Here is a 21,274-nt window from a genome sequence, read left to right as displayed (position 1 = left end):
TTCGGTAACTGGCCGTTCTAGCCGCCACATTCAACCGTCCTCACGAATGTCCAAACCGGGAAGGGCGCTGACGATTTTCTGCGTTTCTAGGCTGACTGTCACTACACGGCAGAATAGCTCCAACGGGTACTTCGGGTTGCCCATGGTCTCGTTGGCCCAGTCGTTGGCGTCGTTGACGATGCCGCTGTCCTTGTCCACGCGCACGGATTGCCGTTCCATCACCCAGTCGAGCGCGGCCTTGCCGTTGACAATGTAGCCCCAGGCCGCTTCCGGGATGTCGCGCAGGGTGATCTTGGAGTTGTAGATCACGGTGCTGCGGTCGTTAACCGACTTACCAGTCTCGGGGTCTTTCTTCTTGGCGAATTTCATTTTCTCGACGCGGTAGTCGGCGTCGGTGAGGGGAGCTTGGGTGTCGAAGGTGAGCGGGTAGGGGTCAACGGTCTCGTAGTTCAGATGCAGCGCGGCCAAAGCGCGCCCGGCGTTGCTAAACGCCCAGAAATCGTGAGCCGTACGCACACGGGGGATGCGAGGAAGTTCCTTGCTCAGGTTGTCGGCGTAACGCGCGCGGTAATCAGGCGAATGCAGGAGGCCGTAAATGTAATAAAACAGGTCTTCCTTGCTGATTGACTCGCTCGGATACGCAGACTGGAAATGGGCGAGGCCGGCGTCGGTGACAGCCTCGCGGCGACGCGTGCGGTCGCTGGACTGGTCGGTGAATAGAGCGTCAACGGAATGCTTGTCGACTTCCTCGTAGAGGTAGAGAGGGAAGCATTGCGAGCCCTCGATGTCCACCAAGTGCAGGCTTGGCACGATCTCGGAGATCAATGCACTAAAGCCAACTTTCTCGCCAGCTGCAGAAATTCCGATCACGAGGTTATCCGCTTTGGCATCCGGGTAGATGCGCGGCATTTGATAGACCATTTCATTGAAGCGTCGATTGAAGTACAGCCACTGTTTGGTGAAGGGCCGATACAGGCTGGGCACGATGCATTCGGCCAAGAACGCATAGGTGCGATTCTTGCCCAGGTCCTGCTTGAGTGCGCGCGTCCAACTGATGCGTGTGGGATCACTGTCGATGAACCCGTCGACGCGCGCCTGTCGCGCCTTATTGTCCAATCCGGGATGCGCAGCATCGAATCGCGCCACTTCAGCGTTGTAGAACCCAATCATCTTGGACATGTGGGTCGCGAGCTTGGATTTGCTCTGGTTGTAAGCCCAAGCATCGCGTTGCGTTTTCACGCCGTTGGAATAGTTGCCGAACAATGCAAGGCTCGTCTTATCGTCCTTGTTGCCCATCGCGATGAAGCGCTCAAAGCTGTCATCGCGCTGTTTCAGCCAATCTCCGTGCGCGTCGGGGGTGATGCGCTGCCAATCCTGCTCGGGAATGCCGCCCACGTCCCCAAATGCTGCTATCTTCTCCAGCTTGTCTTCCCGGCTCAGATAATCCCCGATGTCGTGCAAAATGATGCGGCCACGCGTAGTCGCATTCGGATTCTTCACAAGCAGTGAAACGGCAATGGGCGCACGACTGCCAACGCCGAACACGTTGTCTTTTTCCTTTCGCCGCGTTTCACCGCTGGTGCGGGCGTTTCCACGCAAATGGAACACATAGATATCCGAGAACTCCTCGGCCAGACACTGGCGCAGTCCGTCGGTGGTATTGGCTTCCAGCCAACCGGCATTGGTCACAAATCCGATGATGCCAGCGCTACCCACGCGATCACTGGCCCAGCGAATGGCGCGGATATAACTGTCGTAAAGCGCATTCTTGTTTGTTGCCACGGAACGCTTGCCATAAGTGTCGCGGATTCGGGTGTCCAGCGCCGGATAAGCCACGTTGGCATTGTTGGCATTGGCATCGCCTTGCCCCACTGAATAAGGCGGATTACCAACGATCACCCGGATATCCAACCGCTTCTGCCGCTTGCGCCGCGCACTGTTGTCCACCAGTAGGGCATTGACTAGATCGTCCTTCTCGTACATCTGGAAAGTGTCGGTCAACAAGATGCCTTCGAAGGGTACGTAGTCTCCCCCTGCAATGTCGTGGTATGCGGCCTCAATGTTGATGGCGGCAATGTAGTAGGCCAGTAGCACCAGTTCATTGGCATGCAACTCGTGCCGATACTTGTGCGCCAGTTCATCCGGTTGGATCAGCCCGGATTGCAGGACCCGTGTGATGAAGGTGCCGGTGCCGGTGAACGGGTCGAGGATGTGCACGCCCTTGCTGCCCAGCGTTTGCCCGAACTCTGTTTGCAGAAGGTGATTGACGCTGTGCAGGATGAAGTCCACCACCTCCACCGGCGTGTAGACGATACCGAGGCGCTCGGTCATCCTCGGGAAGGCATTGCGGAAGAATTTGTCGTACAGCTCGACCACGATCTTCTGCTTTCCGGCGGCGTTGTCGATGCCTTCGGCGCGCAGCTTCACGCTGTCGTAAAAGGCCTGAAGGCTGCCCGTCTCCTTGTTCAGGTGTTCGCCTTCCAACACGTCCAACACCTGCTGCATCGCACGCGACATCGGGTTGTGGCTGGCGAAACTGTAGTCGGCAAACAGGGCGTCGAACACCGGCTTGGTAATTAAATGCTGCGCCAGCATTTCGATGATCTCGGTGTCAGTGACTTTGTCATTGAGGTCGTCGCGCAACTCTGCGGCAAACGCTTCGAATGCCGCGCGGGCGTGAGTATTGGCCGGATCAGCCAGCATGGCTTGGATGCGGTCAATATGGGTCTGGGCGATCTTGGCAATGTCGTTGGCCCAGTCTTCCCAGTGGTGGCGGTTGCCGCATTTCTCGACCACCTTGGCGTAGAGCGCGCGCTCGACTTCGCCGATCTCGAATTCGAGCTGGGCTTGATCGGGCACCGGCCCGTAGAGTTCGGACTTCTCTCCGAGGCCGTACGTTCCTTTGGCTTTTGCGGCCTTGCGCGCGTTGCCATCCACCAAGCGCGCGGTTTTGCGCTGCACGGTGTCGGCAATGGCCACCACTTCCATCTTGCTGCGGTCGGGGCCCACCAGATCCAGCTTGTTGACCATCGCGTCGAAGCGGTCGTCGTGTGAACGCAGCGCCTGCAACACTTGCCAAACCACAGCGTATGTCTTGTTGTCGTTCAACGCCTCGTGCGCTTCCACGCCTGCGGGTATGACCACCGGAAGCACCACATAGCCCCGCCGCTTGCCCGGTGCGTTGCGCATGACCCGACCCACGGACTGGACCACATCCACCTGCGAGTTGCGTGGGGTCAGGAAGAGTACGGCGTCCAGCGCGGGCACATCCACGCCTTCAGAGAGGCAGCGCACGTTCGACAACACACGGCACGTCTCCGGCGGTGTCGGTGCTTTGAGCCAATCAAGCTTGGCTTCTTTTTCCCCTGCGTTCATGCCCCCGTCCACGTGCTCGGCTTCGCACCTCAGGCGCGCGGCGTCCTCGATGTCCTCTGCGTCTTGGTAGGCCTCGACGACGGCTTGGAACATTCCGGCGATTTCCTTGGAGCTGACCTTGTGGGCCTTGCCGCCTTTGCCCGGTTCAATTACTTGACAGAATGCGACCGCGCGCTTCATCGGCTCCGCGGTCTCGTTGCCGTCTTCGTGTATGCCGAGCTTCGCCAGTGCTTTCCAGCAGCCAACTATTTTTGCAGCGTCATCCACGCGAAGCGTGTTGTTTTCGTCCTTCAGCAAGTGTTGCAGCCTGCGATTGATGTGCGCTTCTTCCACCGCCAGCACAATCACTTTGTAATCCACCAGCAAACCGCGTTTAACCGCTTCTGAGAAGGTGATGACGAACAGTTGTTTGCCGAACCACGCGTCGTTGTCCATCGAGTACAGCGCGACGTTATCGCGCTCGGCCACGGCCTTGGCTTCATTGCCGTAGATGCGCGGGGTGGCCGTCATATACAAGCGCTTTGCCGCACGGATGTACTCGGCGTCGTGCACGCGCACGAAGGCGGATTCATCGTCCCCTTCAAACGTTGCGCCTGTGGTGCGGTGCGCCTCATCGCAGACAATCAGATCGAACTCGCCCAAACCGTGCTGATGCTGTGCGTGGTGAATCGTTTCAATTGAGTGGTAGGTGCTGAAGACGACGGTCATGTGTTCGTCGTCTTGGCGTGCCGCCATGTGTTTCGCCAGAACTTTGGCATCGGTGGTGGCCGGGAAACGCAGTTCGTGGGCGAGCGTCTGGACCGCATCGTCTTCCTTGCGGCCGCGCTTCTTGCCCACATCGCTGTCGGAACACACGGCGAAGCTGTGCAAGGGGGTCTGACTTTCCTGTGTCCACTCCGTCAGGGTCTGGGAAAGCAACGACAAGCTTGGCACGAGGAACAAGACACGCTTGCCGGGGCCGGCCATCTGCTCCGCGATCTTGAGGCTTGTAAAGGTCTTACCGGTGCCGCAGGCCATGATCAGCTTGCCGCGATCTGCAGCCTGCAGCCCGGCGCTCACTGCCGTGAGCGCAGAAGCCTGATGCGGGCGAAGGGTCTTTTTCGGCTTGAGGCTGACCTTGGCGTTCGGCTGATATTTCGCCCAATCGACCTGGCTTTCCTCCAGGTCATGCAGCGTGATCTTGCTGACCGGTGGCTGCTGGTCGACAAGCGCGTTTTCGGCATGCTCCGACCAGTGGTCCGTGCTGCTGACAATGACACGGTGGGCGAAAGGCTTGCGGCCGGAAGCGGTGAAGAAACTATCAATGTCCTTCTTCTGTAGCTTGTAGCCGGGGTCGTAAAACTTGCACTGGATGGCGTGGATCTCGCCGGACCCTGCGACTTCAGCCACTAGATCAATGCCGTCGTCCTTGGCGGTGAAGCCGTTTGCCGGTGCCCATTCCGCCCAAGTCCAGACCCGGCGGTAGAGGTCCTTGTAGGTCGCCTCGTTCTGCAGATAGGCAAGGATCAGTTCTTCAAAGTACGTGCCCTTTTCGCGCTCGCTGACTGCTGCGATTCGGAAGGTGTCGAGGAGCTTGGAGAATGAGGTCACTTAGTCGAACCTGCTGCAATTGAATGGATGATCATTTCTTTAAGGCGCCGCGGGTTGAAATCAGATACGCAAGATTCCCTCATGCCCGTTGCCCCGTGACCGATTCTAGGTCGTTGCGACGCGTGGGGCGAGGCGTGGCGTGAGACTAATTCTTATCAGGCGGCCAGCTCAGCCCCAGTATGGATGCCGCCTGTTGTGGAAGACCGATCTTGCGGCGATCAGCTACGCCACGACCAGCTTGAGCAAAACAGCGATTTGTCAGCTGTTGATGATTACGTTGGTCGAGTCAGGGACTGTGGCAGCACTCCGGCCGATCGTCTGGTCTCGGCCAAAAGCTGACGTATGTATGCGTTCAAACTTTGTATGCGTTCAACCTTCCGCCAATGGAGGCGCACCCCGCAAGAAGCCACATGCTGTCAGGAATGCACTTCATGTTCGATACACGGCACTGCCTCGATCTGCAACGTCGCATGCTCTATACCGAAGCGCTCATCCAGCATGGCGATCAAGCTAAGTCGCAGCTGTTCGCCTGAGGCTTTCGCGTCATCCCCCACCACATGCGCGGTCAGCACTGCCTCTTTCGACCCCAGCGCCCACGCGTGCAGGTCGTGCACCTCGGTGACGCCCGGGAACTCGGCTAACGCCTTGCGAACCTCTTCTAGGTTGAGGCCATCAGGAACGCCCTGCATCAAGATGTTGCCGGCCTGCCGCATCAGAATCCATGTGCGTGGCAGCACCCAGAGGCCGATGAGCACGGCGATGATCGGGTCGGCAATCGTCCACCCGGTCAGCTTGATCAGGATGGCGCCCGCAATCACACCTACCGAACCGAGCATGTCGGCCCAGACTTCCAGGTAGGCGCCTTTCACGTTGAGGCTCTCGCCCGAACCGGCCTTCAGCAGGCGCATCGAGATTAGATTCACGATCAGGCCAAACGTGGCCACCACCAGCATGCCGGTGGAGGCGACCTCCGGCGGTTGACTGAAGCGACCGATTGCCTCCCACAGGATGTAGCCCGCTACGAGAAACAGCAGTGCTCCATTGATCAATGCACCAATGGCTTCCATGCGGGCATAGCCATAGGTTCGCTTGGCATCGGGTGGGCGCCTGCTCAGGCGAACAGCAAAAAGCGAGATCGCCAGCGCAAGCACATCGGTGCCCATGTGGGCAGCATCCGAGAGCAGCGCCAAACTGTTGGTCATCAATCCACCAATGACCTCTGCGATTAGAAATGCAGACGTCAGCCCAAGTGCGATCCAAAGCGGCTTTTCATGCCTAATCTCGCCACCACCATGATCATGTCCTGCGCCCATCTCAATCTCCTCCTATTTCGATGAGGTGCTTGCAGGCACCTCGTTTTCTGATGAGCGCAAGCCGCGCCAAGCCATTCCCAGTACCCGCCACGCAGAACGAAGGAAAAGTACGAGCAAGACGCTCGCCACCAGCAAATCAGGCCAGCTGCCCTTGAACACCCAGACACCGACCGCTGCCACAACAACGGCTAGACCTTCGAAGATGTCGTTTCGCGAACATTCCCATGCCGATGCAAGGTTGATGTCGCTGTCCTTTAGCGGCGTCAGTAGCCATAGACAGACACCGTTGAGGCTGAGATTCAGGAGAGCCGCCACGCCCATGGTTTCGAATAATGGGACTGCCGGGTTGTTGAAGCGCCAGATGATTTGGGCACCGACCGCCAGGGCCGCGCACAAGATCAAGACTCCCTTGAAGAGTGCGACCCATGCCTTGGCCTTGAGGCTTGCTCCGATCACCAAAAGGCTCAACAGGTAGGTCAGTGCATCACCCAGGTTGTCCAGTGTTCCGGAGAGCAGCGAGGAGGAATGACTGAGATAGGCGGCGGTGAACATCATCGCGCAGCTGGCAATGTTGATCAGCATGACGATGAGCAGAACCCGGCGTTGCCGGGCCTGCATCGCCGCCAGTTCCACCGTGGTGCCGCAATTGCAGCAATCAGACATGGGAGGACTCCTGCGTTGTGTTGCCCGTTCGATGCAATCGACGATAAAGCGCCGGGAGCACGAGCAGCGTGAGTAGCGTCGACGAAATAATGCCGCCGATGACCACGGTGGCCAGAGGGCGCTGCACTTCCGAGCCCGCACCCACGTTGAATGCCATCGGGATGAAACCGAGGGAGGCCACCAGCGCGGTCATCAGCACCGGGCGCAGGCGACCTAGGGCACCGTCCACCACGGCATCATCCAGCGCGTCGCCCTGTTCTCGCAGCTTGCGGATGAAGGCAATCATCACTAGGCCGTTGAGCACTGCCACGCCCGACAGGGCGATGAAGCCGACGCCGGCAGAGATCGACAACGGGATACCGCGCAGCGCCAGTGCAATCACGCCGCCGGTCAACGCCAGTGGCACGCCGGTGAACACGATCGCTGCGTCCTTCATTGAGCCGAATGCCCAGAACAGCAGCGCAAGGATCAGCATCAGCGTGACCGGAACGACCACGGCCAAGCGCTGGCTGGCGGAGATCAACTGTTCGAACGTACCACCGTAGTCGATCCAATAGCCTGCAGGGACCTCAACTTGTGCATCGATCGCGTTGCGCAGTTCCTGCACGAAGCCACCAAGATCGCGTCCACGCACATTCGCGGTCACGACCACGCGTCGCTTGCCGTTCTCGCGATTAACCTGGTTCGGCCCAAGCGCCATCTCAAGCTTGGCCACTTCCCGCAACGGCACCGTGCCCGGTGGTGGCGCATGACTGCCCACCGTGCCGCTTGATGCGTCCGCCGTCGCGCTGGCCGCTGGGTCGAGCGCGATGGGCAGGTCTTCCAATGCGGCCGGATCCTGACGAATCGCTTCGGGCAGTCGTACCACGATGTCGAAGCGACGGTCACCTTCGAACAGCTGGCCTGCGGTCTCGCCACCCACTGCCGTCGCCAGCGTTTCCTGCACCACGCCCGGGTTGAGGCCGTAGCCGGCCAAGGCTTGCCGGTCGGGAACAATGCTCAACAGCGGCAGACCCGTCACTTGCTCAATCCTGACGTCGGCGGCCCCCTTGATGGTCTTTGCGACGGCTTCGATGCGCGTGCCCACTTCAACCAAGGTGTCGAGGTCATCGCCATAGATCTTGATCGCCACGTCCGCACGGACGCCAGAAATCAGCTCGTTCATTCGCATCTGGATCGGCTGGGTGAACTCGTAGTTATTGCCCGGGATTTGCTTGACGGCCACCTCGATCTCATTGACCAGCGCATCGCGGGGCTTGCGTGGATCTGGCCACTCACTGCGTGGTTTGAGCATAACGAAGGTGTCGGTGACCGAGGGCGGCATTGGATCGGTGGCGACTTCCGCCGTTCCGATCTTGCCGAAGACGCGCTCGACCTCGGGGAACTCCTTGATGCGTCGCTCCAACGTGGCCTGCATGGCCACCGCCTGGTCCAGCCCCGTGCCGGGGATTCGCATGGCGTGGACAGCGATATCGCCTTCATCGAGGTTGGGGATGAACTCGGTGCCCAAGCGCGTGGCCAGCAAGCCACTGAGCACCACCAACGCCGCTGCGCCAGCGAACACCAGGCGACTGCGCTTGAGCGACCAAGCCAGTAACGGCACATAGCGCTTGCGTAGCCAAGCCATGACCCGATTCTCTTTTTCCTCGACCTTTCCACCAAGGAAGGCCGCGATCGCTGCGGGAACGAAGGTCAACGACAACAACATCGCGCCGGTCAACGCCAACACCACGGTGATGGCCATCGGGTGGAACATCTTTCCTTCGACCCCAGTCAACGCAAAGATCGGCAGGTAGACCGCGGCAATGATGCCTAGGCCGAACAGGCTTGGACGGATGACCTCCGCAGTGGCGGACGCCGTGGCATCGAAGCGCTCCTCGGCCGTGGGCACGCGCCCTAACCGGTGCTGGAGTTCGCCGAAACGGCGCAGGCAGTTCTCGATGATGATCACCGCGCCATCCACGATCAGCCCGAAGTCCAGCGCACCTAGGCTCATCAAATTTCCGGACACGCCGCCGCGCACCATGCCGAATACCGTGAACAACATGGATAACGGGATCACCGCTGCGGTAATCAGCGCCGCGCGGAAGTTGCCGAGCAACGCGAACAGTACCGCGATGACCAGTAGCGCACCTTCGATCAGGTTCTTCGATACCGTCTTGATGGTGCGGTCGACCAATGCCGTCCGGTCGTACACTGTATGCGCCTGTACTCCTTTGGGCAGACTCTTGTTGGCTTCCTCCAGCTTGGCGGCCGAGGCTTGCGCCACCGTGCGGCTGTTGGAGCCCACCAGCATGAACACCGTGCCGAGCACGACTTCATCACCGTTTTGTGTTGCCGCACCGGTGCGTAGCTCAGGCCCTTCACCCACACCCGCAACATCGCGCACGCGGATCGGCACACCTTCACGACGGTCCAGCACGATGTCGCGGATCTCATCGAGCCCGGTAACCTGGCCGGGCACGCGCACCAGGAATTGCTGCCCGTTCCTTTCGATATAGCCGGCACCGATGTTCTGGTTGTTGGCGGCCACCGCACGCACGACGTCTTCCAACGTGAACCCCAACGTACGCAGCCGCGCCGGATCCGGAGTGATGTGGATCTGCCTGGCATAACCGCCGATGGTGTTCACCTCGGTGACCCCAGGCACGTTGCGCAGCTGTGGCCGGATGACCCAGTCCTGCAGCGTGCGCAGGTCGGTCGAGGTCCATGGCGTGCCGTCGGGCTTGCGTGCACCCGCCTTCGCCTCAACGGTGTACATGAAGATCTCGCCGAGACCGGTAGCGATCGGCCCCATCTCGGGTTCCACGCCGACAGGTAGTTGCGACTTCACCTGCTGCAGACGCTCGGCCACCTGCTGACGTGCGAAGTAGAGATCGGTGCCGTCCTTGAACGCCACGGTCACCTGCGACAGTCCGTAACGCGAGATCGAACGGCTGTAGTCCAGCCCCGGGATGCCGGCCATCGCCGTTTCCACAGGCCAGGTGATGCGCTGCTCGGATTCCAGCGGCGAGTAGCCGGGGGCCGCAGTATTGACCTGCACCTGCACGTTGGTGATGTCGGGCGTGGCATCAATGGGGAGCTTGGTGAAGCTCCAGACACCAAGCGCGACCAGCGCCAAGGTCAGCGCCAGCATCAGCCAGCGATGCGCGATGGCAAGTCGGATTACGCGTTCAAGCAGGCCAGTGTCGTTAGTGGTCATGGGACGCACCCGACTTCTCGATGTCCGCCTTCACCAGGTAGCTCTGTTCGACCACCACCTGATCGCCCGCCTTCAACCCTTCGAGGACTTCGACCTGCGCAGCATCACGCTTGCCCAGCGTCAGGGGACGGATTTCGTAGGTATTACCCACACGGATGAACACCACGTCCCAGTCGCGGAATTTCTGCAGCGCAGCCAAGGGCACCACCAGCGTGGTCGGCTGCTGATCCACGGTGATGCGCGCCTTGACTGCTGAGCCAGGTCGCCACTGCCCGTCGGCATTGGCGATCGTGGCGCGGGCCACGGTGCTCTGGCTGGCCGTCGCGGTGCCCGGCAGGATGCGATCGATGACCGTGTCGAGCGTAGCGCCATCGCTCATGCGGGTGACCTGGACACGGCCACCGGGTTGGATGTGCTGCGCATCGGCACCGAAGATGTGCAGGTCGACCCACAGCCGGGTGAGGTCAGCCACGTCGTAAAGCACCATGCCTTCGCCAGCCACGGCGCCGACGTACGCATCCCGCGCAACCACGACACCGGTTAGGGGCGACGTAATCGTGTAGTTGCTCAGACTCAGGTTGCTCTCGATGACGGCCAAGACCTGGCCGGCTCTGACCCGATCACCGACATTCACGGTCAACCGTTTGATGGGTCCGGGGAAGCGTGCGGTTACCTTGGCACTACGCCCTTCGACCGGCGTCAGCAGTCCTTGTACTTCGTGCTCGTCAGCGATGATGCCTGGGCTGGCGGCGGCAACCTTGATTCCCGACTGGTCGGCCATCGTTCTCGCGATGGTGGTACGCCCCTCATAGCTTTCGTACGCCCAACGTAGCGGCTTGCCTTCGACCTGTGCCAGCACCTCGACATCGAAGGAATGCGGCTCGCCAACGATGCTGGACGCCAGCAGACTGCCATCCGCCTGCGGTGCGAGGGTGTGGTTTTCGGCGATGTTGCCCAAGCGCTTGAGCCTGACCTCCACCTTGCCCGCCGTCGCCGGCAGCGCGTCATCGCCCTTGTACAACCAGGCTTGATACTTCGGCGGCGTGCCGTCCTCGGCGATGGCCAGCTCAACCGCATAGCCATCTTGTTCCAGCAGTCGTCCGCCATGTGCTCCCTTAGCGGCTTCCTCGGTGTGTTCGGTGCCGGCTTCGCCGCCTTCGGCGTGGCCATGCTCGTCCGTGGCCGCATCACCGCCGCAAGCCGACAGCGCCATCACCAAGGCGATCGGCAACATCCAGTGGCGCAGGTTCATTGGTCTTCCCCTTGTTCATTGATGGCCATGCCGTCAACGAACGGCTGGCCGGTGAGCCGCTGGATTTCGATCAGCGCACGTTGCGCTTCCAGAGCGGCTTCAAGTTGTTGTTTGCGCGCAAGCGTGCGTTCGGACTGAAGCTGCGCCCATTCGAGATAGCTGATCGCGCCTGCGCGATAAGCACGCTCGGCGGCCTTCTCGGCCTGGCCGAGCTTGGGGATGACCTCCCGCCCCAGCAGCCGCACTTCCAACTGGGCGCTGAGGTAGCGACCATGTGCGTCGGCAAGGGTGGAATACAGGCTCAGGTCGCGGGATTCGCGTTCGACCTCCAACATCGCCAGCTCCGCTTCCGCCGCTCGGATCTCGGGCTGTGCGCGGGCGCGGCTACCGAGCGGGATGGAGACGCTCGCCAGCAGCCCGGCGTCGTTGCCCTCGCGGAAACGCCGTGCGCCTACCTCCCAGCTCCAGTCAGGCGTGGACTGGCTACGGGCCAACTGCAGACGTGCTTCGCGGATACGGCGTTCGCCCGCGAATTGGGCGATCTCCGGTGTGCGATTCAACCAGGCAGACAACTGCGTGAAGGCATCCAGCGTGGGTAGCGCGTAAGGATTGCCGCTCGCCACGGTGAACTGCGGCTCGCGCTCGCCCCACAACGCGGCCAGATGCTGGCGGGCGCTCTGTTCGCGTTGCTTCGCACGTGCACGTTCAAGCTCGGCCCGCGACAGCGCCGCTTCCGCCGCGAACACCACCGACTGCGGTGAGGCGCCAGCCGTGAAACGGTGACGCGCACCGGCAACCGTGCGTCGGCGCTGCTCAATGTCTTGCGACGCCACCTCACGCTGACGTTGCGCTGCCACAACCGCCAGATAGCGACGCGCTACTTCGGCCAGCAAATCAAGACGTTTTGACTCGCGTTCGACAGCCAAGGCGTCGATCCGCGATTGCGCCAGCGTGCGTCGCGCCTCCAGCTTGCCGCCTCGCTCGAATACCGAGCCCAGCGTCACCGTGGCTTCGGCGCTATCGAAGAAACGGCGGTCGTCGGTGCCCATGACGTTCTCAACCGTCGCGCCGAGTACAAGTGGGGGGCGCAAGGAGGCCTGATCAACGCCGGCCGCGAGGGCGTCGCGCTTGGCATCGATGAGGCGCAGATCTGGGTGGGCTTGTTCGACGCGACCGATCGCATCGTCCAGGGTCAAACGGTCAGCGGCCATCGCTGGCATACACGCCAGAAATGCCGCAAGGCACGCGGCAAACGCCGCGATACGCATGTGCATGAAAGTCTCCGAAATATCAGGCGAAACGGTTGCACGCAGCTAGGCGTGCGACTGCGTTACGCCTGGATCGGAGGCCTGAGGATGTCTTCCAGTGGGCTACGGAGTGTCAGTGCTACCAAGCCTTCGGCAGGCGGGCTTGACCCGCTTGAGATCAAGAGCGTGGTTGTCCCGCCAAACACTGCGCTGGGGGCATGCCCACAGCAATGGGCGAAGTGCGACAGGACGTGTAGCCCTTCACCCCCACCATCCTGATCCTCCGGAGACGGAGTCGCCGCCTCGGCTTCATCGAATTGAGCATGCTCGGTCGTCGAGCCGTGGCTGAGCTCGTGGATTTCCCCAATCGCCGCTAAGGCCGGCTGAACTACGAAGGCGAGCAAAAGCAGGCCGCTCCATATGAAGCGAATCCACGGGTACCGCCGATGGGGTGCCAACCGGGCCATTCCAGCAGGATAACGGTCGTCTGCGGCGATACACAATCACGCCCGCCAAGACGGCTTCAGTCCGCATCTGCCGCGTTTAACCCGTTGCAAGCAGTGTCTGCTTCGGGTCGAAAGCGGTCTTTCACGGGTTTCGAACTGTACCAACTAGCGTGCATCTTCGAGTTCATACTGTCAAACCAATAATCAGGCTCATAGCGAACCGACCAGCGTATTTGGGAGTGCGTCAAAATCGGTTTAGGTTGGTCGGTCCAATCTTAAAGAGCCGCCTGTCCCGAGGGACTGCTGAGTTCTCGGCACCATGGACTAGAAGTTGGTGGTGTTTCTCCGATCAGGCTCTGCGACGGCATACTTAATGGTGATCCAAACCTGATCAGACTGAGCTAGGAGATTTCCTTCATAAGGGTAGGAAATCTCCGATTCAAACTCGTCCAATACCAAGATGACCCAATTACTGCTTGACTAGTCCCGCCAACGAGACGACCAACATTCTCGAGTCGCCGCTATCAAAGTTCACTCGAACCACCTTTGCGTCGACCCACCTGTCCACGACACCTGTGCCAAAAACAGGGTGTTTGACGCGGGTCCCGGCCGGAAGTGAGGTCGTTCCTTCCGCACCAGTGGGCGGCTTTCTATGCGTTCTGGGCTTCCTGCGATACGCCCAGTCACGAGAGACATCGTGTCGAGAGAAATACTGGTTTGCGATACCGGGGCGTTCGACTTCATGCGGAATGAAGGGGCCGCCGTTCTCAAGCGCTTCGCCCGCATGTCGAGCCACGGCTAAGTCCATCTCCCAAAGGAAACGTGACACGCCGCTGCCAAACGCACGTTCATCTTTGCATTCAATATCGTTGGCTATTGACGAGAAATTGTCATCTGCCGGATGTGCTAAGAACAATGTGTCAACTGAGCGAGTAGAGGCGACGTAGAAAAGGCGTCTCTCTGCTTCCAAATCCTCTTCAGTCAGATCGTCACGAGGGAATACGCGGGTGGCCAACCCCGGTACGAAGACCACCGGCCATTGCGCGCCCTTGGCACGATGGATTGAACCAATCCAAACATGCGGGTGATCTGGCGGTTCCGTTTGCGACGAGTCGATCAAAGGGTCGATTTCATCGAGAAACGAATCAATCGCCCCTTCATGCTTGGTTGCTATCAACTTGAAAGCAGCAACGTTTGCCAAGATTGCCTCTGCAGACTCGGCCGTTGGCGACTGTTTCTCGATGGACTTTTCAAAGTCCGTCCCCTGAAGATAACGATTGAGGACATCAATCACCTTTTCATCTGGGTCCGTAGTCGTGGCGATGATCTCCAACAAATCGGCACGGTCCCTGATTTGGTCAGCGTGAAACTTCTGGGTCTTTTCTGTAATCACCGATCTGATGGCGTCCGAGATACTCTCTGGCCTTGCCATAACCTGTTCGACGACCTGCTGGGACGCGACTCGATCGAGGTACAGGGCCGGCCTCTGAAGGAGATTTCTGATGATGAAATGGACCTCATCAGCACTCATGGTCTTCCATCGGCCGCTCGCTAGCTGTAAGACCCCCACCAAAGCGCTGATCTCCGGTATCCGAGTAAGCGGCGGACGGCCGTACACGAAGTAGGGAATGCCGAGTTGGTGTAGTTCTAGCTCGATAGAAACGCTCATGTTGTAAGTGCGAACGAGAATCGCGACATCGTCTGGAGGCGTTCCTTCCGAGAGTACGGATTGAACGTGCTCACCAAGCCCCGTCAGGCCCAGTGACAGACCAACGCAGTGAATACGAGTTCTCGGAGTGCCTTCAGCAGAGACACTAATCTTCGCGTTTCTGTTTGCGTTTCTCGTAATGAGATGGCTGGCTGCCAACGAAAGCGTATGGCCGAATCGAAACGTATGGGGAAGGGTGTAGCGCGTGGCATCTGGGAAGTCGGCTTCAAAGCCCCGAATCAGATAGTCCGGTTTTGCGCCTCTCCAGTCGTAAATCGCCTGGTCTTCATCGCCTACGAGCATGACGCTGGCGCGCGTACCGGCAAGAATTCGAAGTAGCGCGATCTGGATCCCGTTCATGTCTTGGGCTTCGTCGACTATGAGGTGATCGACCTTGTCGGATACGTAGCTTTGAATCTGAGGCTTACGCAGCATCAGTTTCACAGGGTCATAGATCTGGTCTTCGAAAAACCTGATTTTTGCGCGCGCGCGTTCCTTCTCGTACAGGTGGAAGGCCTGCGGGAATCCAGCTGCCGCCTTCGCGTATTTGCCTGCTTCGAAGACATCTTCGGCTGAGCGTACGTCGGACTTGACCAGAAGAATGAACTGAAGGAACGAATCGATCAGATCCTTATCGGGAACTTGATCATCAGCGTTGAGTGATTTAAATACGTGCGTGAAGACGTCCTTGGCAATCTTAGTGCGGCGGTAGTCCTTGTCGATAATTTGTGCGTCTGGAAGCAATCCAATCTCTACGAACCGTTTGACGATCTTATTGCCCATCGAGTTAAACGTACGAATCTCGGGAGGCTTTGAACGCGCCGCTTTTTCAAAACGGTTCTGGAACGACTCCCTAGCATCACGATTGAACATCACAACGGCGATTTGCTCAGGGTTGTGCTCGCGGAGTAGATGGCGCACTCGACCGACTAAGGTCTCTGTTTTCCCCGAACCCGCTACGGCCGCGACGACAGCATGGCGACCCGCATGCTCAATAACCCTAATCTGCTCTGGTGTATAGCTCTTTTCTGACATGTCATTCGTGAGTTAGAGCGGTGAAGAATTAGAGCGTCAAAATTGACGGACGTACCGGTTTCATAATCCTGTTGATCCGGAGACGAATGTGGACGATCTGATGGCGATAGACTCCGAGCACACGGCATACGAAAAAAGTTTTCATGCCGGCTCATTATCCGAGTTTGCCTAATTCCCCATACGCTCACTGACCTTCAAGTCTACTAGGCAGCGATGCGTCAGTTTGATCGGACTGAGAATTTTTCGCACAGCGCTACGTGGCATGTGAGTCTCATTGCGGCTCAATTGTTGTCAGTAACGCCCTGCGCATTTTGATTCGAGCGATAGGGTGGTTGAGCCAAATTGGCCGACGATGCATGCGTTCGTTCAGTTGGTTTGTAGTAAGGAAATGCGTGTCAGGGGGAGAATGCGCGGATTGCCTGCGTGGCTGGATGTCGATGCATCGCATGCAGCGGTGGCCGGCAAGGCACGCTCTCCACTCAAAGGATCGAGCGGTTGAATGGATTAATCGCTCGTATCGGGTATCGACTAAAACACATCGTTAGGAACCTTGTTGACGTCGGAATCGCGCACCGGAAAGGTGTGATCGAGGCCATCAACTAAAGTCCCAAGTAAAGCATTTTGCTTGGTCTGCCGATCGGACTCGCCATCGCGCAAATCCCTCGATTCAAGCTTTTTTCAAACCTATAACACCTTGTTGAAGTCGGTGGATAGCCACTTCGCGTCCAGGCGCTCCGCACTGATGCGCTTACCAAAGGTGTAATCAGTTGAGCAGAGATAAGTTCGAAGCCGTCTATTGCGTTTTGGTCGTCACCGCGGCTGTCCTGACAGGTATCGTCAAATGCGCCATCTGCGGTCGTTCAAAGGCACCCTGATCCAACCCACTCACTGCATTTTGTCCACGGCCCGGCATCGCGTCCGGACCGTGGGTGTTTATGCGGCCAACAATGAGGAAACGAAATGCATTTGGTCGAATCTATGGCGTACACGGGTGACCGTCCGTGGCATGGCTTGGGCAACAAACTGGCCCCGCAACAGTCTATTGATGACTGGAAAAGGCAAGCGGGAATGGACTGGAGGATCGAGGAATCCGAAGTTCGATTCATTTCCGGCAATGGCAACATTGGCGCAATTCATGCCTTCCCGGAAAACAAAGTTTTGTACCGCTCGGATACCAAGGCTCCGTTGGCCGTCGTGTCGAATCGCTACAAGGTCGTCCAGCCCAGCGAAGTGCTGGAGTTCTATCGAGATCTGACCGAAGTGGGCGGCTTCGAGTTGGAGACGGCCGGAGTGCTTCGCCAAGGCCGCAAGTTCTGGGCGCTGGCACGTACTGGGCAGTCAGTCACACTCAAGGGCAGGGACAAGGTCGATGGCTATTTGCTTCTGGCTACTGCTTGCGACGGGTCGCTCGCCACGACGGCGCAATTTACCTCAGTGCGCGTCGTATGCAACAACACCTTGCAGATCGCCTTGGGTGATTCCAACGGTTCTATCAAGGTGTCGCATCGTTCGAAGTTCAATCCCGAGGTGGTCAAGCGTCAACTCGGCATCGCTGTGTCGTCCTGGGAACCTTTCGTGTCACGCATGAAAGCCTTGTGTGAATGTCCGGTTGATCCGGATTCGGTCGAAGGGTTGCTGCGACGCGTACTGACTTACCAGGCTCAAGATATCGCCGCCCCTGTGGCCAATGAACAAGCCATCGCCAACGTGCGTGCAATTTACGAGGGTGGCGGCAAGGGCGCGTTGCTCGCATCAAGTCGTGGTACGGCGTGGGGCTTGCTCAACAGTGTGACTGAGTTTGTCGATTTTCACCGGCGCGCGCGGTCTGCCGATCACCGCCGAGAGGCGGCGTGGTTTGGCCAAGGTGCGCAGATAAAGCAGCGCGCGTGGGACGAAGTGATGAAACTGGTGGCGTGACGAAGGCAGTTGATCTCGCTTTCAATGGCTAGGTGTCATGGCTGGTCTTGCGTTGAAGCAGCGCCCAGCCGACTGGGCGCTGTTGCTGTAGCGAGAGGTCCATCACACTCTGTGGCGGAGTAAATGGGGTGAGGCAATGAAAGTGCGTTTCCGTCCGTTCGTCCGCCGATATCAGACGCGGCGCTCATAGGAGTCAATTCAGGTGGCAGCGCCTGTCCGATGACATTTTTCATCGTAGAAGTCCCGCCACAAGGCAACACCAGAGTGTCGCCTGAATTTGGAAGCTGCTCCGACCGGATCACCAGCGCAACTGCCATCCCCGGCGGAGTGAGCGTGTCAATGCCGGGCTTTCTTGGACCGTTCGGGTCTCCAGAGGATCGCGCCAAGGCGGCAAACACAACCAAAACGTACTTGTGGCAGGACGGCGTTCTCAAAGAGACGTAAGTCGCCAATCCCACCGAAACATCTACATCAAGCCCGGCTAAACGCCGGGCTTTTTTGTCTACGGAGCCGAGAACATGAAGAAGATGAAGGCGCTCAGACTGGTCAGCACGACTGAAATGGCGCGGAGTGAATGGCTGGGGATCAGACGCCGTGGCATCGGTAGCTCGGACGCGGCTGCAGCGGTCGGTATGTGTCCCTACAAGAGTCCCCTTGAACTCTGGATGGAGAAGACCGGTCGCGCCGCTCACAAGGCAGACCCCGACACGTCCGATCCGCGCTACTGGGGTACGCGATTGGAACCGCTCGTCGCTTCAGCGTATATGGAGCGCACTGGGAACAAAGTCCGACGGGTGAATGCTGTTCTCCAGCACCCCATATTTCCTTACATGCTCGCCAACATTGATCGCGAGATTGTTGGGACAACGGGCGCACAGGTCTTGGAATGCAAGACCGCCGGTGAGTTCGGTTCACGGCTCTGGAAAGATGGCGTGCCCGAACATGTCCAGTTGCAAGTACAGCACCAGCTCGCCGTGACTGGCAGGGGGGCGGCGGACGTGGCGGTGTTGCTGTGCGGGCAGCGGTTGGAGACTCACCGCATCAGGCGCGACGAGGACGTGATCGCACGTCTGATCGTTTTAGAAACCCAATTCTGGCGCTATGTGGAGACCGACACGCCCCCGCCAGCAGATGGCAGTGAGTCGGCTGGTCAGGCATTGCGTCAGCTTTATGTTGGCAAGAGCACGACGGTTGACTTCAGCGAGGACGCCGCCCTGTGCAACGCCTTTACTTCACTGGCGAATCTCAGGGACGAACTACAAGAGAAGGAAGCGGCTGCCGAGCAGCTGAAGCAACAGATTCAACAGGCCATGGGCGACGCGTCTCGAGCGGTATTTGCAGACGGCGAAGTGTCGTTCAAACGCTCAAAAGACTGCACAAGTCTGGATACCAAACGACTGGCTGTCGACCACCCCGACATTACATCCAGATACACCGTCATTCGCCCTGGGGCACGCCGATTTGTGCTGCTTCGGGATTCCAATCATCCAAAGAGGGATTCCACATGCTGAAAGGTTTGGCAATCACACCGCCTGTTGTCGGGCGGATTTCTATTGGGCGGGTCATTGAACGTAACGGCAAGCGCCTTCCAGAAAAGGACGATCAGTTCACCATTACCACGCAGGTTCAGAATCGAGAGGGATGGATCCTTCATCCCCTTGATGAAGCACTTCGGAGAGAAAGTGGCGGTAAGCTCCGGTCGCTGCCGATCCGCCTGCTCTTCAATGATCCGACGTTGAATTTTCGGAGCACCTACTCATTGTTCGATCGCGGAACAGGCCGGCCGTTATGTGTAGGGAACGGCGAGTCTTGCCGCAGGGCAGGAAAGGAACGGGTTGAGACGTTGCCATGTGTCGGACCCGACACATGTCCATTCGCGGAGGGCAACTGCAAAGTCTATGCCCGCTTTGCTGTGGTCATTGGCGACGAGGTCGAGGACGCATTCGGAACCTTTGTCCTTAGAACCACTTCGTTCAACACGGTGCGCACTCTCGCAGCCCGTCTTCAGTACTTCGATGCCGTATCCGGCGGGCGCTTGGCCACAATGCCTTTGGAACTCAGATTGCGAGGAAAGAGCACGGCAATGAGTTTCCGATCCACGATCTACTACGTCGACCTGACGGTCAGAAGTGGACTGACGCTGGAAGCGGCCATCGAACAGGCAAGGGCGACGGATCTTCAACGGAAAGAGCGTGGTTATGACCAAGACGCGCTGGATCTGGCCGCAAAGCGGGGCTTCGCCAACGGCGACTTTGAGGAGGCCGAGGACGACGTTCCTTCGGTTATCGAAGAGTTCTTTCCAGAGCCCGGCGCCGCCCATCAGGTCCAGACGTCGGTTACATCAGGGGCACTTAGCGAGCGGCTTGGCAAGAAATTGGCCAGCCCATAAAGGAGCAAAAGGAGGCCGTGTATGTACAGGGCAATTGGCGGAATTGTCGTGGCCATTTTAGCTACGTGCGGGTTGGCCACGGTCGTGGCGAAGCAATGGCAAATGTACAAGCGATCACTAGACAGGTCGCAAGACTGAAATCCAAATTCAACATCTACAGGCATTGGAGAAGACAAGTGGAGCAGCAAATCAAGGAGGCCCTGTTCGTTAGGACTCAAAGTGGACGATACCGGCCGGCAGACTCAACGCAAATCATTGAGGCAGCGCGCGCGGTCGTTGATAGGAATGCCGTGAAGGGTATGGCGTTTGCAGACATGGCAACGTCCCAGCGATTCTTCATCGACAAGCTGGCCGGCCTACAACGGGAGGTCTTTGCTGTTGCCTTCCTGGATACGCGTAATCGCCTCATCGCGCACGAAGAAATGTTCTTGGGCACCATCGACGGCGCAGAGGTTCATGCGCGGGAGGTTGTCAGGCGAGGGTTGGCCCTCGGCGCGGGCGGGGTGATCGTGGCACACAACCATCCGTCCGGCCATCTCGAACCTTCAGCCGCTGATCGGGCGGTGACTTCCCGGCTAAAGCAGGCGCTCGCTCTTGTGGACATCCGGCTGCTTGACCACATCGTAGTGGGTGGCTTGAAAGCGGTATCGCTTGCCGCGCGGGGATGGGTCTAGACAGGAATATGAGGGGAGCCCGCGGGCTCCCCTCACCAGCCCGGTGCCCACCTTTTTTTACTTGGTTCTCTCCATCCACTTCTACGACGGCGTCATGTTCACCCAGTCGAATTCGTCGCCCAAGCTACCGTCGTCGCAAACTATACGCAGGCGCTTGTCTTCTCGAGTTACAAACAGCATCTTCCCGTCAGTATTGGGTGTGCGCTGCGCCTTCCCGCTCGCACCTTTTGTGCTTTGACATTAAGTTCAACGGCTCGACCCAAACACGCGCGCCAGCATCCATCCGGGGGGCTTTTTTTACAGGAATGGCCAATCGAACACGGCATCGATTAAGAAGCAGACCATCAGGACGCCATGTAAAGAAGACCTTGGTCAATAACGGCAGCGCCGGGGCGATTGGAGCGTAAGTAGTTGATTGTTTAAATACCTGAGAACTAAAAAATCATGTCCACGTATCGTGGTC

At 58.7% G+C, this 21,274-nt stretch carries 11 protein-coding genes; 4 read left to right on the top strand and 7 right to left on the bottom strand.

The genetic code is table 11. The annotated features are described in order from the left end of the window. Positions 1–30: 30 nt before the first annotated feature. The 7 genes from H8L67_RS09980 to H8L67_RS09950 all read right to left on the bottom strand — a co-directional run bounded on the left by H8L67_RS09980 (position 31) and on the right by H8L67_RS09950 (position 15,831). Positions 31–4,965 (bottom strand): DEAD/DEAH box helicase, encoded by a 4,935-nt coding sequence (locus tag H8L67_RS09980; protein ID WP_220379702.1) that lies wholly within the window; start codon positions 4,963–4,965, stop codon positions 31–33. 416 nt (positions 4,966–5,381) lie between these two features. Continuing rightward, the gene (locus tag H8L67_RS09975; protein ID WP_220379701.1) at positions 5,382–6,278 is read right to left on the bottom strand and encodes a cation diffusion facilitator family transporter; all 897 of its coding nucleotides are present in this window, start codon (positions 6,276–6,278) and stop codon (positions 5,382–5,384) included. Positions 6,279–6,290: 12 nt separating this feature from the next. Further along, a complete protein-coding gene (locus tag H8L67_RS09970) occupies positions 6,291–6,941 on the bottom strand; it encodes a cation efflux transmembrane domain-containing protein (RefSeq protein WP_220379700.1) in 651 nt (216 codons plus the stop codon). Beyond that, positions 6,934–10,122: an efflux RND transporter permease subunit gene (locus H8L67_RS09965; protein WP_220380816.1), complete on the bottom strand. Its 3,189-nt coding sequence runs from the start codon at positions 10,120–10,122 to the stop codon at positions 6,934–6,936. Before H8L67_RS09965 ends, H8L67_RS09970 begins: the two co-directional genes overlap by 8 nt. 10 nt (positions 10,123–10,132) lie before the next feature. Continuing rightward, complete coding sequence (locus H8L67_RS09960) at positions 10,133–11,395, bottom strand: efflux RND transporter periplasmic adaptor subunit (protein ID WP_255555968.1); 1,263 nt, start codon at positions 11,393–11,395, stop codon at positions 10,133–10,135. Continuing rightward, positions 11,392–12,669 carry a TolC family protein gene (locus H8L67_RS09955; RefSeq protein ID WP_220379699.1) on the bottom strand — a complete coding sequence of 426 codons (1,278 nt, stop codon included), beginning with the start codon at positions 12,667–12,669 and terminating at the stop codon, positions 11,392–11,394. The genes H8L67_RS09960 and H8L67_RS09955 overlap by 4 nt, the downstream gene beginning before the upstream one ends. A gap of 888 nt (positions 12,670–13,557) precedes the next feature. Then, entirely contained in the window at positions 13,558–15,831 is a 2,274-nt protein-coding gene (locus tag H8L67_RS09950) for an ATP-dependent helicase (RefSeq protein ID WP_220379698.1), read from the bottom strand. 960 nt (positions 15,832–16,791) lie between these two features. Here H8L67_RS09950 and H8L67_RS09945 point away from each other — a divergent pair. The 4 genes from H8L67_RS09945 to H8L67_RS09930 all read left to right on the top strand — a co-directional run bounded on the left by H8L67_RS09945 (position 16,792) and on the right by H8L67_RS09930 (position 20,811). Beyond that, positions 16,792–17,748: a DUF932 domain-containing protein gene (locus H8L67_RS09945; RefSeq protein ID WP_220379697.1), complete on the top strand. Its 957-nt coding sequence runs from the start codon at positions 16,792–16,794 to the stop codon at positions 17,746–17,748. Positions 17,749–18,266: 518 nt separating this feature from the next. Then, positions 18,267–19,259: a YqaJ viral recombinase family nuclease gene (locus H8L67_RS09940; protein WP_220379696.1), complete on the top strand. Its 993-nt coding sequence runs from the start codon at positions 18,267–18,269 to the stop codon at positions 19,257–19,259. After that, complete coding sequence (locus tag H8L67_RS09935; RefSeq protein WP_220379695.1) at positions 19,253–20,137, top strand: recombination directionality factor; 885 nt, start codon at positions 19,253–19,255, stop codon at positions 20,135–20,137. Before H8L67_RS09940 ends, H8L67_RS09935 begins: the two co-directional genes overlap by 7 nt. 95 nt (positions 20,138–20,232) lie before the next feature. Then, positions 20,233–20,811: a JAB domain-containing protein gene (locus H8L67_RS09930; RefSeq protein WP_220379694.1), complete on the top strand. Its 579-nt coding sequence runs from the start codon at positions 20,233–20,235 to the stop codon at positions 20,809–20,811. Positions 20,812–21,274: the final 463 nt, after the last annotated feature.

It is taken from the genome of Lysobacter soyae (assembly GCF_019551435.1).
GTDB classification, from domain to species: domain Bacteria; phylum Pseudomonadota; class Gammaproteobacteria; order Xanthomonadales; family Xanthomonadaceae; genus Solilutibacter; species Solilutibacter soyae.
The sequence above is the reverse complement of the archived record's forward strand: the minus strand, read 5'-3'. Positions and strand labels throughout refer to the sequence as shown.